Origin of the sequence: Marinobacter sediminicola, assembly GCF_031157525.1 — a bacterium.
Lineage (GTDB): Bacteria > Pseudomonadota > Gammaproteobacteria > Pseudomonadales > Oleiphilaceae > Marinobacter > Marinobacter sediminicola.
Genome location: NZ_JAVIXR010000010.1, coordinates 84,853 through 100,043, shown reverse-complemented (window position 1 = coordinate 100,043; position 15,191 = coordinate 84,853). Strand labels below are relative to the sequence as shown.

The following is a 15,191-nucleotide window of genomic DNA, read 5'->3' as shown; positions in this document are numbered from 1 at the left end:
CACAACAGGATTACTATTGTGGACAAACTTCTAATCCGAGGCCGTAAGCCTCTGGACGGCGAGATCCGGATTTCCGGCGCCAAAAACGCAGCGCTTCCTATTCTTGCGGCAACTCTGCTGGCAGACGAGCCGGTTACCGTTGGTAATCTGCCACATCTGCACGACGTGACCACCATGATCGAGCTCTTGGGCCGCATGGGTGTGGATTTGATGATTGATGAGAAAATGAGCGTGGAAATTCACGCCAACACCATCAAGCATTTCCATGCCCCTTACGAGCTCGTTAAAACCATGCGCGCCTCCATTTTGGTGCTGGGGCCGCTGGTCACACACTTTGGTGAGGCGGAGGTCTCTCTGCCAGGTGGGTGTGCCATTGGTAGCCGCCCGGTAAACCTGCATATTCAGGGCCTTGAGCAAATGGGCGCGGATATCACCGTGGAAAACGGTTATATCAAAGCGAAAACCAATGGCCGCTTGAAAGGCGCGCACATTTTCATGGACGTGGTGACTGTAACCGGCACCGAAAACCTGTTGATGGCTGCAACCCTTGCGGATGGTAAAACTATCCTCGAAAACGCGGCTCGTGAGCCCGAAGTTGTAGACCTTGCCGAGTGCCTCATTGCCATGGGCGCGAAGATCACCGGGCACGGTACTTCAACCATCGAAATTGAAGGTGTTGAGCGCCTGCATGGTTGTCACTACAACGTACTGCCAGACCGTATCGAAACCGGAACCTATCTGGTGGCAGCAGCAGCGACTGGCGGCCGGGTAAAACTGAAAGATACCCGCGCAGATTTGCTGGATGCAGTGCTGCTCAAACTGGAAGAGGCAGGGGCCCATATCACCTCCGGCCCTGACTGGATCGAGCTGGACATGAAAGGTAAGCGCCCGAAGGCGGTTAACATCCGCACAGCACCTTACCCGGCGTTTCCCACGGATATGCAGGCACAGTTTGCGGCCATGAACGCGGTAGCAGAAGGCACCGGTACCATCATCGAGACGGTGTTCGAGAATCGCTTCATGCACCTGCAAGAACTGACCCGCATGGGTGCGGACATCACGCTGGAAGGCAATGCCGCGATTATCAAAGGTGTTGACCACCTGACGGGTGCTCCGGTCATGGCAACTGACTTGCGAGCGTCTGCCAGCTTGGTTATTGCAGGCTTGATGGCAGATGGAGATACGATTATTGATCGTATCTACCATATTGATCGCGGGTACGAATGCATTGAAGAGAAGCTGCAGCTGCTTGGTGGAAGTATCCGCCGCTTGCCAGCGTGACAGACACATACGGGAAACCGGAAGGACGCATGACAGATTCCATCACCATCGCCTTGTCGAAGGGGCGAATCCTGGAAGAAACCCTGCCACTGCTGGCGGAAGCCGGAATTGAGCTGATCGACGATATCAAGAAATCCCGTAAGCTGGTGTTCCCCACCTCGGACCCGAATGTGCGCGTGCTCATTCTCCGCGCCACCGACGTACCTACTTACGTGCAGTACGGCGGTGCGGATTTGGGTGTAACGGGTAAGGATGTGTTGATGGAGCACGGCGGGGAAGGGCTATACGAGCCTCTGGATTTAAATATTGCTCGTTGCCGGCTGATGACCGCAGGCCCCGTAGGTGAAGCACCCCCCGTTGGGCGTATTCGTGTAGCCACCAAGTTCGTCAACATGGCTCGCCGGTACTATGCAGCGCAGGGCCGGCAGGCCGACTTCATCAAGCTATATGGTGCAATGGAACTGGCGCCGATTCTTGGGTTAGCGGACGAGATTGTCGATATCGTAGATACCGGCAATACCTTGAAGGCCAATGGCCTTGAAGCTCGCGAGCTGATTGACCATATCAGCACCAGGCTGGTGGTTAATCGTGCTTCCATGAAGATGAAACACGATCATATTAATCCCATTATCGAGAAGATGGCGGTGGCTGTAGATAAGCGTCGCTAGAAACAATCCAACGCAGGATTTGAGACATGACCGTTAGCATCAAACGATTGAACGCCTCCCAAGCTGACTTTAATAGCCAGCTGGCCACGCTGTTGGCTTGGGATGACAGTGTTGATCATCAGGTGAACGAGTCAGTACGGCATATCCTGCATCAAGTAAAAACTCGTGGTGACCAAGCGGTTCTGGAGTTCACGGAGAAGTTTGATCGTTTGACAGCCAGCAGTGTTGCAGAGCTGGAAATGAGCCAGAGTCGCTTACAGCAGGCTTTGGAAGCTATTCCACAGAATCAGCGCGTGGCACTGCAGCAAGCCGCAGACCGGGTGCGGGATTACCACGAACGTCAGGAGCAGAAATCCTGGCAGTATCAGGACGAAGACGGCACTGTGCTGGGCCAGAAAGTAACGCCTCTGGATCGCGCGGGCCTTTACGTGCCGGGTGGCAAGGCGGCTTATCCATCGTCTGTATTGATGAACGCCATTCCAGCAAAAGTGGCTGGTGTGGGCGAAGTCATTATGGTTGTCCCTACTCCGGATGGCCTAGTGAACGACTTGGTACTGGCCGCTGCGGCCATCGCAGGTGTTGATCGTGTATTTACGGTAGGCGGTGCGCAAGCAGTTGGTGCTCTTGCTTACGGCACAGAAACCATTCCGGCAGTAGACAAAATCGTTGGCCCAGGCAACATCTACGTAGCCACTGCCAAGCGGGAAGTCTTCGGCACGGTTGGTATAGATATGATCGCCGGCCCTTCGGAAATCCTCGTAATCTGCGATGGCAAAACCAATCCCGACTGGATCGCCATGGATTTGTTCTCCCAGGCGGAGCACGACGAACAAGCCCAATCCATACTGATCAGCCCCGATGCGGAATTCCTCGATGCTGTAGAAGCCAGCATCAACAAACTGCTCCCCACCATGGAACGCGCCGACATCATCCGCACCTCCATGACGGATCGCGCAGCGCTGATTCACGTTGCAGACCTGAACGAAGCCGCAAAAGTATCCAATCGCATAGCGCCCGAACACCTGGAACTCTCTGTCGAAAGCCCCGAAGCCTTGCTCGAAGAAATCCGCCACGCTGGTGCCATCTTTATGGGCCGATACACCGCCGAAGCATTGGGCGATTACTGTGCTGGACCTAACCACGTGCTGCCTACCAGCGGCACTGCCCGGTTCTCATCCCCGTTGGGCGTTTACGATTTCCAGAAGCGCTCCTCCATCATTGGTTTTAGTGCCAAAGGTGCCGATCGTATGGGGCGGGTTGCTTCGGTGTTGGCAAGGGGAGAGGGGCTAACTGCCCACGCACGTTCAGCTGAGTACAGGATTAAAAGCGATGAGTAAATTCTGGAGTCCTCTGGTCAAAAGCCTGGTCCCCTATGTGCCAGGCGAGCAACCAAAAATGGCCAACCTGGTAAAACTGAACACCAACGAAAACCCTTTCGGCCCCTCGCCAAAGGTAATCGAGGCTATCCAGGCAGAACTTAACGACAGCCTGCGCCTCTACCCGGATCCGGAAGGCTCAAGCCTGCGCCAGACCATTGCCACCTACCACAGTGTAAAACCCGAACAAGTGTTTTTGGGCAATGGCTCCGACGAAGTTCTGGCTCACATATTCTGCGCCCTGTTCCAGCACGGCCAACCCGTGCTGTTTCCGGATGTAACCTACAGTTTTTACCCGGTGTACTGCGGCCTTTACAACATCGACGGCAAAGCAGTACCCCTCACCGACAGCTTCGAAATCAACCCTGAAGACTACAAGCAGCCAAACGGTGGAGTCATCTTCCCCAACCCAAACGCGCCCACCGGCCGTTATCTTGGGCTGGAGCATGTAGAGACAATCCTTCAGGCCAACACCGAGCGTGTTGTTGTAGTCGACGAAGCTTATGTAGACTTTGGCGGCGAATCTGCCGTCAAACTAGTGGGTCAGTATCCCAACCTGCTGGTTTGCCAAACCCTTTCCAAAGCCCGTTCTTTGGCTGGCTTGCGGGTCGGCTTCGCCATCGGTCACCCGGATCTGATTGAAGCGCTAAACCGCGTTAAAGACAGCTTCAACAGCTACCCGTTAGACAGGCTTGCACAGGCAGGTGCAAAAGCTGCGTACGAAGATGAGGCTTGGTTCCAAAAGTCGTGCAAGGGCGTGATCTCTGAGCGGGAGCGAGTCACTAAGGCCCTGGAAGGTTTGAACTTTGAAGTCTTGCCGTCCAAGGCCAACTTCGTTTTTGCTCGTCATAGGGAGAAGTCTGGTGAAGGCCTTGCGCAAGATTTGAGAGAGCAGGGCATCATCGTGCGTCATTTCAATAAGCCGAGAATCAGCGAGTTTTTGCGGATTACTATCGGTACCCCAGAGCAAAATGACGCCCTAATTGCCGGCCTTAAATCTCTGTAAACCACCAAAGCCGATAACTCCCAAGTCTAAGGCAAAAGAGGATAAAGCATGGCAACCCGTGACAGTATTCTCGCTAAACTCAATGAGTGGCTAAAGCCGGGCGAATTCCAGGACTACTGCCCAAACGGCCTGCAGGTCGAAGGCAAAAGTGAGATCAGCACCATCGTCACCGGCGTAACCGCCTCCAGAGATCTCATAGAAGCCGCCATAGCAGCAAATGCCGACATGCTGATCGTTCACCACGGCTACTTCTGGAAAGGTGAAGACCAAGCCATCCGAGGCATGAAACGCGAGCGCATAAAACGCCTATTGGATAACGACATCAACCTTGTAGCTTACCACCTGCCGTTGGATGATCACTCGGAATACGGCAACAACCGCCAGTTAGCAGATATCCTGGGCATCGAAAATCCAAGGCCGCTAAACGGTCTGGTTTGGGAAGGTGAGCTTAAGGAAGCGATCAGTCCCGAAAAATTCGGGTTGCACATCGCAAGAGCACTCCATAGAGAACCCTTAAGAGTCGGCGACGGCAAAGCAGAAATCAAAAGGGTAGGGTGGTGTACAGGCGCAGCGCAAGGATTCATCAACACCGCAATTGATGCGGGCCTGGATGCCTATATCAGTGGTGAAATCTCCGAGCCGACTACACATACAGCCCGGGAATGTGGAATTCACTATTACGCTGCCGGCCACCACGCAACAGAGAGGTATGGTGTAAAGGCGCTTGGAGCAGCACTAGAAAAAGAGTTCGGGATCAAGCATCGCTTCATTGACTGCGACAATCCAGTTTAACGAAGCGGAACAGAGGCCAGCGGCAGGCGAAATCAAGCCTCCGCCGACTTGTCACCCTTCTTGAGCCCGAAATCTTCAGACAAGGTGCCAGAAGTTTTTGGCGCATAGTCCCTGGGTGGCTCAGCACCATCTTCGGAGACCTCTTCCAGGCGCTTGCGAGACGTTTCCTCTGCCAGTTCAGCCATCCACTCCTCGTCGTTACACAACCGATTCGCACCACGAGCCATGTGCTGGTTTACGTCTCGGTATGCATCGTTAAAACGGCGTAGCAAGTGGGCTGACTCCATAAAATGCTCATTTACCTGGGCCTGGTAGCGAGTGTACTCATTACGCACCTCCTCGGCCTGCTGCTCGGCACGGCGCTGCCGCAGCGTGGAACCTTGTCCTGAGCGGCCAAAAATCGCTCCGATGACAATGCCAACAATCAATGCGGCAATCGCTGCCAGAATCAGGTTTGTCATATGCTATCTCGTCCTGTTGCCTTAAAAATGAGCAAATCCATATCGGTCAGTATAACGCTCGTAGCGTCATCAGCCCATGCCTGAATACTGCGCCGATCGTCGTATTGCCCGGTGGGTCTTCAGCATGGCGAAAAAAACGTATATACGCGATAATACGCCGCCCAAAATCAACGATCTGACCCCGGGATTTCCTGATGACAGCTTCTTCGCCTTCTATCGCCACCGCAAACCAGACACCCTGGCAGCGTTACCAAGCGGATCTTGAGCGCCCGGAGTTTCATAAGGACGCGGCACAGGCTGATGCCGTTCAGCGCCTACAGACACTCTACGATAAACTGGTGGACGCGGAAAGCGAACGCGGTAAAGCGGTCACCAAATTGCGGCGCAAGTTGAAAAAAGGCCGGGAAGAACCCGTTAAGGGGCTGTACTTCTGGGGCGGTGTTGGTCGTGGCAAAACCTATCTCATGGACACCTTTTTCGAGTCGCTACCGTTCAAGCGTAAAATGCGCGTGCATTTTCACCGATTTATGCAGCGGGTACACCAGGAGCTGAAAAACGTTAAAGGCGAAAAGAACCCCTTGGATCTGGTGGCAAAAAAATTCGCCAATGAAACTCGGGTGATCTGCTTCGATGAGTTTTTTGTTTCTGATATTGGCGATGCAATGATCCTGGCAACCTTAATGGAAGGCTTGTTCAAGCGAGGCGTTACCTTGGTGTGCACGTCCAACATTGTCCCTGACGGGCTCTATAAGGATGGTTTGCAGCGGGCTCGTTTTCTGCCCGCTATCGCATTGGTAAATAAATACACCGATGTGGTGAACGTCGACGGCGGCATCGATTACCGGCTGCGAACTCTGGAACAAGCTGAACTCTTCTACTCCCCGCTGGGTGAAGAGGCGGATGCGAGTTTGCGTAGAAGCTTTGACGCGCTGGCGGTGGAAGCGGGCAAGCACAGCAAGTCCATGGAGATCAACGGCCGCAAGATTCCCGCGCAGGCCCATGCCGACGATGTGGTCTGGTTTGATTTTAAAGATGTGTGCGACGGCCCGCGCAGCCAGAATGATTACATTGAAATGGCGCGCCAGTTTCACGCCATCATCGTCAGCAATGTGCCCGTGCTCGGGGGTGAGAAAGACGACCAATCCCGACGCTTCGTGAACATGATCGACGAGTTTTACGACCGCAACGTGAAGGTCATCATTTCTGCGGCGGCCCCCATTACCGAGCTTTATTCCGGCGGCCGGTTGAGCTTCGAGTTTGAGCGGACGGAATCCCGTCTTCTGGAAATGCAGTCGCAGGAATATCTCGAAGCACCCCATAAGCCCTAAATCAGCAAAAATCCATCAAAAGCAAAGTGGTTGCATCTGCAAATGTTGTCTATAGTGAAGGCGTGCGAGTAAACCCGGCGCCGATCGGGGCGGTGAGCAGGTAGTGAGAGCAAAATCATACTTTTGACTGATCAAAGCAGTGGACAGCGTTAGCTATAGTGCTTACATCACGAGCACTGTGCATGAAGCCTCCAATACATCGTGAATACCAATAATCAGAGCAGCGACTCAGAACAACAATGGAGTAGCCTTCCAATGACAAGAAAAACACACCAATGGCAGCGTTGGACAAAATTACCGCTTGCCGTGGCAGTTGCAGCGGGCCTTTCGGGCCAGGCATCTGCTTATTCTTTCTATGTTGGGGATGTGGAAGCCCAGATTAACACCACGCTATCAGCGGGTGTCGGTTGGCGTACCCAGGATCGGGACGCGCGCTTGATCGCCCAGGGTAACCTTGGCCCGAGTTACGCCCCCGGTGGCACTAACGCAAATATTGGTGCATCAACGAACAACTACGATGATGGCAACCTCAACTTTGAAAAGGGTGACACCTACTCCAAGATCGTCAAAGGCAACACTGAACTGTTCCTTGATTACGCGGTTGATAGCCAATACCTGACCCGTGTCGGTGGTTTGGCCCGTGTTCGCTACTGGTATGACTTCGAATTGAAAGATGAGGGGCGTGCGACGGACTATGTTGGTCAGCGACGTGAGCTCAATGATTCAGCGAAAGGCAATGCATCGGGCGGAGAACTTCTCGACGCTTACGTGTTTACCAACTGGTACCTGGGCGACGTGCCCCTGAGTGTGCGCTACGGCAAGCAGGTAGTGAGCTGGGGTGAGAGCACCTTTATCCAGGGTGGCATAAACGCCATTAACCCCATTGACGTGCCCGCATTTCGTGCGCCTGGCTCCGAGCTGAAAGACGCTCTTCTGCCGGTTGAAATGCTTTACATGTCGGCCGGTGTCACGGAGAACATCACTCTTGAGGCATTCGTGCAGACAGATTGGGCACCCGTTCGTGCGGATGACTGTGGAACATTCTTCTCCACCAACGATTTTACATCTGATGGTTGTGGCCCCGTGCTACTCGCAGGCCAGCTGCCCGATTCCCAGGCATACGCTCAGGGCTTTATCGCGCCGCGCTTAGGTGATGAAGAAGCAGATTCAAAGGATCAGTTCGGTGTTGCTATGCGTTGGTATGTGCCGGCGTTGAACGATTCTGAGCTTGGTTTTTATTACATCAAGTACAACAGCCGCCTGCCGTACGTGAGCGGAACAGTAAACGATGGCAATAGTCCTTTCCCGTCGTACTATGTTGAGTACCCGGAAAACATTAACCTGTACGGTATCAGTATCAACACCAACACCCCGGGTGGCTGGTCGCTTGGAGCTGAATACTCCTACCGCGATAATATGCCGCTGCAATGGAACGCGTTTGAGCTGATCTACGCAGGCTTGCAGAAGCGTGGCCCGAACGGAGAGGTTCTGGGCAAGCTGGAAGACCAGCGTCGCGAAGAACTTGGAACGCTTACCCCGGGAATGAAGGTGTCCGGTAACGATCGCTTTGGCGTATCTCAGGCACAGTTCACACTGATCAAGTTCTTTGATCAGATCATGGGTGCCAGCCGTATGTCGTTGATTGCTGAGTTCGGTGCTACCTATGTGCACGACCTCCCAAGCTATGATGAGGCAAGGTACGGCCGTTCAGGCACCTTTGGTATTGGTACGCTGCCGTTGGCCACAGGTGATATCTGTAAAGGCGAAGGCGGAGCTGCAGAAAACATTAACACCAACTACTGTAATAACGACGGGTTTACAACTGACTTCTCCTGGGGCTATCGCTCCCGTTTGGTATGGAACTACCCGAACGTCTTTGCAGGCATCAACCTGTCACCGCAGATTGCGTGGAGCCATGACGTGAAGGGCTATGCTCCTTCTCCTGGCGGTAACTTCAACGAAGGCAACAAGGCTCTTGGCCTGTCTGTTGAGGCTGTGTACCAGAACAAGATTACCGGTGAAATCGGTTACACAAACTTTTTCGGTGGCAAGCCGTATAACGAGTTGACTGATCGGGATTTCGTGAGTGCCAGCGTTTCCTACTCATTCTGAACCGTCAAAAATTCGTTTAACGAGGTAATTTAAATGAAACTAAACAAGAAATTACTGGCCACAGGCATTTTGGCGGCGAGTCTCGTTGCGGGCCAGGCTTGGGGTGCAGTTTCTGCAGGGGAGGCAGCCAAACTGGGTGACTCACTGACACCTATCGGTGCAGAAAAAGCAGGTAATGGTGGAGCGATCCCTGCATGGGATGGCGGCCTGACAACACCGCCTGCGGGCTACAAAGGCGACGGCATTTATGTAAACCCGTTCCCTAACGAGAAGCCCCAGTTCACGATTGATCAGAGCAACGTGGCGGAATATGCCGACAAGCTGTCCCCTGGGCAGGTTGCAATGATCAAGCAATACAAGGACTACGTGCTTCCGGTTTATGAAACCCATCGCACAGCAGCCTATCCCCAAGACATCATGGATGAGACCGTCAAGAACGCCACCAAAGCAGAAATGATCAAAGGTGGTAACGGCTTGGACAACTATCAGAACGCAACGCCGTTTCCGATTCCTCAGAACGGTCTCGAAGCCTACTGGAACCACATCACCCGCTATCGTGGTGGTTCTGTTCAGCGTAACGTCGGGCAGGCAACGCCAACAACCAACGGATCCTATTCCATTGTTAAGTTCCAGGATGAGCTTACATGGCGTACCTATTTGACAGATTACGCCCCGGACAAAGATCCCAACGTATTGTTCTACTTCAAGCAGGCAATTACCGGGCCAGCACGATTGGCCGGTAACGTACTGCTGGTACACGAGACCCTTGATCAGGTAGCTGAGCCACGTCGTGCCTGGGTATATAACGCTGGGCAACGCCGCGTTCGCCGTGCACCACAGGTTGCTTACGATGGACCAGGTACAGCGGCTGATGGCATGCGCACATCGGATAACTTCGATATGTTCAACGGCGCGCCAGATCGGTACAACTGGGAGCTGGTCGGCAAAAAGGAAATGTATATTCCGTACAACTCCTACAAGCTGGTCGATCGCGACTTGACCTATGACCAGATCATAAAGCCTGGCCATATCAACCAGAATCTTACGCGATATGAGCTGCATCGGGTTTGGCACGTGAAGGCTACTCTGAAAGAGGGCGAGCGCCATATCTATGCCCAGCGTGATCTCTATATTGACGAAGATACCTGGCAGGCTGCGGTTGTTGATCATTACGATGGTCGTGGAGAGCTCTGGCGAGTTGCTGAAGCTCACTCCATGCAGTTTTACGACCGGGATGTGCCTTGGTATGCGATTGAAACCCTCTATGACCTTTTGTCCGGCCGTTACCTGGTCAACGGTCTGACCAACGAGGAAACGAATCCGTACCAATTTGGCGTTCAGCGCCAGTCCAGAGATTACACGCCCGCGGCTCTTCGCCGTGCAGGTACCTAAGTGTAAACCTGGATCTTTCAGAAACGGCGGGCCTTGGCCCGCCGTTTCTGTTTCTGTGATAAAAAATTGCCGCCAGACATGCACCTTTAACGTCAAAACTTTGCAGCCAGCACCTCACTTGGTTTAACCTCCTATAATACCAAAGGCGTATTCGGGGCATCGTTTGAAATCATTTAAAGACGGCTATGCAGCCAATGACGAGTTTCAGTCTGCAAATAGCGGGCTTCAACGAGGTGAGTTAGTAAGAGATTTGCTCAGGCAAAGGCTGCAGGCACCGGTTGTGCCAGCAGATGCCTTGGCGCGTCCTCATCTCGCGGCGCTGGTTTCCGATGCATTAACACCTCGCGGTGTGTTGTTTGTTGATGCCCCTTGTGGCTATGGGAAATCCCATGCGGTTGCTTTGGGTATTCAAGCGTCAGGTATCCCTGATGACTCTGTTCGGTGGTTGCAGCTGAATAGCCAGGACAACGCACCAACCCGTTTTTTAGGGTTGTTGTCTGTGGCGCTGGATATACCTGAATCCTGCGAAAGTGGCCTGCAGGGGAGTACGACCTTCCCCGATGTTCTCGCCATAATGCTTTTGGCGCTGAAAAAGGCCCCAGAACAGAAACGCCATGTTCTTGTTCTTGATGGCCTGCACCACATATCGAACCCTGCCGTCGTTGCACTGCTTCAGCAGCTGGTAGCAGATATCCCGTCCAACTTTTCGGTTGCTATGCTTTCACGGCAGGCCCTGCCCTATGAAACGCATTCATTGGAGCTTGAAAACCGTTTCACCCGCATAGGCACCGAAAAACTTGAGTTCAGCAGAAGTGAAACCTTCGGTTTTTTCCAGGAAGTACTGAACAACCAACAGCTAACCAGTGTGGCTATTGACCATCTGTATGATTTAACCGAGGGCTGGCCTACGCCCTTGGCTCTCTATCGTCGGGATATCTTGCAAAGCTCCGAGAGGCACGCGGTTTCTGAGACGCCAGGAGTAGGGCGTTTTCTGAAGGAGTCTGTGCTGGGCAGTTTGTCGCAGGGGCAGGTGGGATCGCTCAGGGCCATGTCGGAACTTGGGCTTTGCTCTGATGAGCTGCTTTTAGCGCTGGAGCCGCCAATTCCCGGCGGCGTTCTGCTTCCATCTGAAGCGTGTGAGCGAGGCTTGCCGGTAAAAGTTATGCCGGGCTGGGGGCGCTGGTACAGAATCAATCCATTATTAATGGAATGGCTTAAAGCGCCAGTGATGGCAGGCTATACCGACAGAATGCTTGCTGCCAGCCTGTGGTTCAGCAATCGCAATCAGTTCCCGGAGGCACTGAAATATTCATTGCTTGCGGGAGATGCAGAAGAAATCATCCACATCGCTTCTGAGGGTTCTGAAGCACTTTTGCTGGGGCAGGATACGGCCTCCTTGTTGCGTTTACGTAAAAGCCTTCCGGCTCCACTGCTGGAACGCAGTGCGAGGCTGAGAATTGTGTATAGCTGGGTGCATGCCATAGGCGGCCAGTTTCGGCAGGCCAGGTCACTGCTTGACGGCATGGAAGGGCAGAATTATCAGGAATACGAGGCACGGGTTTTTGCGCTCAGGGCATTTATTTTGCGGGGAGAGGGGCAAGTAGCTCCCGCTCTGGATATGGCTGATCGAGCCCTCTCGGGGGGTGAGTTGTCACCTCAGGGCCAGTTGGTAACCCAAATGGTCCGGGCTAGCGCCCTGTGTGCGTCTGGGCGATTTGTGGAAGCGCGGGAGGCAAATCGGGCAGCATCCCGCTTGGCAAGGGAAGCGGGCGACCCAGGGTCAGAGGCTCTGGCAGTCTATGCTCATGCCCGTATTGAGCTTGGAAAGGGGGCGCTTAAGCATGCTGAACAGCTGCTTCGAACCGGTCTCGATACGGCCGTTCAGGAGCAGGCTCGCCCCGCAAGGATCGGTGAAACGAGGCTCCAACTCAACCTGGTGCTTGTGCTTTGGCACCAGGGGCGCGATGCGGAAGCGGATCGCTTGTTGGTAACCTGTGGTCGCCACGCCGAGCAGGCCCGCGACTTGGGATTGCTACTGGCAATGGCCATTCGAGTGTTGATGTGCCGGTCACAAGATCGTTTGGAAGATGCCTTTGTATGGATAGGAAGGGCTGAGCGGACCATGCACACCTGGCAGGTAGATGAGTCTCTTTATGTGCCGGTGCTCGAAGCACTCAAGGCCAGCTGCTGGCTGGCCCAGAACCAGTTGGACAGTGTCGCTCAGGCGCTCGCGAGATTGCAGCCATACCGGGATGCCGGTTGCGTGCCGGAACTCTTTCCCATGATGCCTGGGCTACTCGATTGTTTGCAGGTGCGCCTGGATCTTGCCCGGGGCGAAACGGTAAGGGCCCGTGAAACCCTGGCAAATACCCGCAAGCGTTATGAAGAGGCCATCCCTTGGGGAGTGGATCTCCACATGCGGTTGCTGGAAGCCATATTGATCAGTGAGGATAAGGGCCCGGCTGCCGCACAAAAAATACTCGTGAGTGTGGTGTCCGAAGCGGAAAAAGAGCACTTTATCAGCCCGTTTGCAGAGCTAAAGCTGGAGCTGAATGAGCTGATGGCACGGGCTTACGGCCAGCTACCAAGCACGCCCTTTCGGGACGCATTGGGCCGCTTATTTGCCATATCCGGGGCTGAGCTGCCTGCTTCGCTTGCTGAGCCTATCAGCGAGCGGGAACAGGTTGTGCTGGAGTTGATTGCCAAAGGGTTATCGAACCAGGAGATTGCAGACAAACTGCATATTTCTCTGCACACAGTCAAAACCCACGCCCGCCGTATAAACGCCAAGCTGGAAGTACGCTCCCGCACCCAGGCAACGGTTCGCGCCCGAGAGCTGGGCTTGTTGTAGAGAGCACAGCTTACGGGCGCTGAAGATCTTCGTTCTTCAGAGTTTCGATAAGGGCATCCTTTTCGGCCCATAGCTCACTTACCCAGCGCTGAAACTCCACCCGGGTTTCGCGATTGCTTTCATAGTCCATTCCCAGAAATTGCGGTGGAATCTCCCGAATTCTGATATCAATAATAATCCTTTCGATACGCCCGGAAAGGTAGTCCCAAATACCGATGCGCTGCTCCCCGGCACCGGGGTAAACAATGGTGACATCCAGCATGGTATGTAACATCTCCCCCATGGCACCTAAAACGAAGGCGGTGCCTCCGGCCCGGGGTTTGAGCAAGTTTTTATAGGGCGATTTCTGGCGCTGATGTTTGGCGGGCGTGAAGCGCGTGCCCTCCATAAAGTTGAAAATGGTTACCGGTGTATAACGGAACTTCTCGCACGCAGCTTCGGTAGCCGCAATATCTTTGCCCTTCAGTTCCGGGTTTTTGGCGATCTGCTCTTTCGTGTGGCGGTGCATAAAGGGGAAATCCAGTGCCCACCAGGCAATGCCCAGTAGCGGCACCCACATAAGCTCTTTTTTCAGGAAGAACTTGAGCAGTGGGATCCTGCTGTTGAGTACGTACTGTATTGCCGGAATGTCGGCCCAGCTCTGGTGGTTGCAGGTAACAAAGTACCAGTGTTCCTGGCTGAGATGCTGCGCGCCCCGCACATCCCACTCGATCTTGTGCAAGCTATCCATCACCAAGTTGTTAAACCCTATCCAAACGTGGGCGATGGTGTTCAGAACCACCGTGCAACCTTTACGAATGAAGGTAACGGGAAGCACCAGTTTCAACAGTGCAAACAGCATGAGGAATGGGAAAAGTGTCAGTGTGCTAAGCACTACAAGAAGAGCCGCCAGGGTTCCCTTTAGCGGCGCAGGCAAAAAATAAAACATTCGGAAGCGTCTCTGTCTGTTTGTCAGAAGGTTCGTTGGGGTGTTTAGCCCTCGGCCGACAAGCCAGCGCCTTGGCCGGGAAGCAACTGGTGCTCGGCACTTGCGGATGCAAGAACCTTCAGGTGCGATGGGCTTCGGTCACTCAAAATTTTACGGAATTCGCTGTCGTAGAACTCAAGGTTGTTATAGCGGATCATCGAGCGTATTTCATCAACATAATCCTCGCCACGTTCGGAATAACTGATCAACCCTCGGGCAAGGGCGAGCCCGGAGAGTGGATCGCCCGCTTCTCTGTCATCAAGGCGGGTGTCACGCAGTCCCTTGTAACTCCCATGCCGGTTCAGGTTCTGGATATAGGCACGAACGGAATGGTAGGGTGAGGGGAAGGCCGCCACTTCATGATTAGCGCCATCTGCACGGCTTAGCGGCACCAGACCGCACCCTTTCGAGAAACACCATTGGCCAAATAGATTATTACCGCGCAAAGCAAAGCGCGAGGTGCCCCAAGCGGATTCATTGGCAGCCTGGGCCAGAATCAGGGAAGGTGGGATAACATCCAGACGTTTTCTCAGTAGCGCAAATTGTTCAGGGCTGCCGGGTTCTTCATCTACGCGCAAACGCTTGGATTGCGCTGCGAGCCAATCATGTTCGTTCTTCGACAGGGTTTCCTTGTGGGTAAGGCTATCAAGATAATCCCTCTCAATGAGAATACGGGAATTGGCCAGAACAATGCGAGGATAGAGAAAGGAGAAAAAAGCCACTTTCTTTTCAGTGGTATCGCTATAACCGGTAAAGTCCGGTAACTCTGCGCGAGCCCATGCAGGCAGAGGTGGGAGAGAACTGAGGGCAGGCTCTGAACCCGAATTGTCGCTGCTATCTGTGTAGTCCGGGGGTGAGTATAGAGCTCCCGCAAGCGCAAAAGCCACCAAGGGAATTACCAGCATTAGCGAGCGCATTGCGGGAAACATAAAACCTCTCGTCACAACCTGTTTGTAC

The 15,191-nt window shown here is 53.7% G+C and carries 12 protein-coding genes; 9 read left to right on the top strand and 3 right to left on the bottom strand.

Annotated features, from left to right (window positions below):
* The first annotated feature begins 18 nt into the window (after nt 1-18).
* The 5 genes from murA to RG807_RS13860 are packed head-to-tail and all read left to right on the top strand — an operon-like array spanning nt 19 to nt 5,123.
* Complete coding sequence (gene murA / locus RG807_RS13880; protein ID WP_309045419.1) at nt 19-1,281, top strand: UDP-N-acetylglucosamine 1-carboxyvinyltransferase; 1,263 nt, start codon at nt 19-21, stop codon at nt 1,279-1,281.
* A 29-nt stretch (nt 1,282-1,310) separates the two neighbouring features.
* Entirely contained in the window at nt 1,311-1,949 is a 639-nt protein-coding gene (gene hisG / locus RG807_RS13875) for an ATP phosphoribosyltransferase (RefSeq protein WP_309045418.1), read from the top strand.
* A gap of 26 nt (nt 1,950-1,975) precedes the next feature.
* Nucleotides 1,976-3,286, top strand: a complete 1,311-nt coding sequence (gene hisD, locus RG807_RS13870; RefSeq protein ID WP_309045417.1) for a histidinol dehydrogenase — start codon at nt 1,976-1,978, stop codon at nt 3,284-3,286.
* Nucleotides 3,279-4,331, top strand: a complete 1,053-nt coding sequence (gene hisC, locus RG807_RS13865; protein WP_309045416.1) for a histidinol-phosphate transaminase — start codon at nt 3,279-3,281, stop codon at nt 4,329-4,331. Before hisD ends, hisC begins: the two co-directional genes overlap by 8 nt.
* A gap of 48 nt (nt 4,332-4,379) precedes the next feature.
* Nucleotides 4,380-5,123, top strand: coding sequence for a Nif3-like dinuclear metal center hexameric protein (locus RG807_RS13860; RefSeq protein ID WP_309045415.1), 744 nt, complete (start codon nt 4,380-4,382; stop codon nt 5,121-5,123).
* Nucleotides 5,124-5,155: 32 nt separating this feature from the next.
* Here the strand turns inward: RG807_RS13860 and RG807_RS13855 are convergent, their stop codons facing one another.
* On the bottom strand, nt 5,156-5,584 hold the full coding sequence (locus RG807_RS13855) for a Z-ring associated ZapG family protein (protein ID WP_298448223.1): 429 nt from the start codon (nt 5,582-5,584) through the stop codon (nt 5,156-5,158).
* A 194-nt stretch (nt 5,585-5,778) separates the two neighbouring features.
* Here RG807_RS13855 and zapE point away from each other — a divergent pair, with 194 nt between their 5' ends.
* The 4 genes from zapE (at nt 5,779) to RG807_RS13835 (ending at nt 13,267) form a co-directional block, all read left to right on the top strand.
* Nucleotides 5,779-6,912 (top strand): cell division protein ZapE, encoded by a 1,134-nt coding sequence (gene zapE, locus RG807_RS13850; RefSeq protein ID WP_309045414.1) that lies wholly within the window; start codon nt 5,779-5,781, stop codon nt 6,910-6,912.
* A 255-nt stretch (nt 6,913-7,167) separates the two neighbouring features.
* Nucleotides 7,168-9,024, top strand: a complete 1,857-nt coding sequence (locus RG807_RS13845; protein WP_309045413.1) for a DUF1302 domain-containing protein — start codon at nt 7,168-7,170, stop codon at nt 9,022-9,024.
* A 33-nt stretch (nt 9,025-9,057) separates the two neighbouring features.
* Nucleotides 9,058-10,416, top strand: a complete 1,359-nt coding sequence (locus RG807_RS13840; RefSeq protein ID WP_309045412.1) for a DUF1329 domain-containing protein — start codon at nt 9,058-9,060, stop codon at nt 10,414-10,416.
* A 163-nt stretch (nt 10,417-10,579) separates the two neighbouring features.
* Entirely contained in the window at nt 10,580-13,267 is a 2,688-nt protein-coding gene (locus tag RG807_RS13835) for a LuxR C-terminal-related transcriptional regulator (protein WP_309045411.1), read from the top strand.
* A gap of 10 nt (nt 13,268-13,277) precedes the next feature.
* Here the strand turns inward: RG807_RS13835 and yihG are convergent, their stop codons facing one another.
* Together yihG and RG807_RS13825 are read right to left on the bottom strand one after the other, a co-directional pair.
* Nucleotides 13,278-14,195 (bottom strand): 1-acylglycerol-3-phosphate O-acyltransferase, YihG family, encoded by a 918-nt coding sequence (yihG, locus tag RG807_RS13830; protein ID WP_309045410.1) that lies wholly within the window; start codon nt 14,193-14,195, stop codon nt 13,278-13,280.
* A gap of 44 nt (nt 14,196-14,239) precedes the next feature.
* Nucleotides 14,240-15,163: a glucosaminidase domain-containing protein gene (locus tag RG807_RS13825; RefSeq protein ID WP_309045409.1), complete on the bottom strand. Its 924-nt coding sequence runs from the start codon at nt 15,161-15,163 to the stop codon at nt 14,240-14,242.
* Between the last annotated feature and the right edge of the window lie 28 nt (nt 15,164-15,191).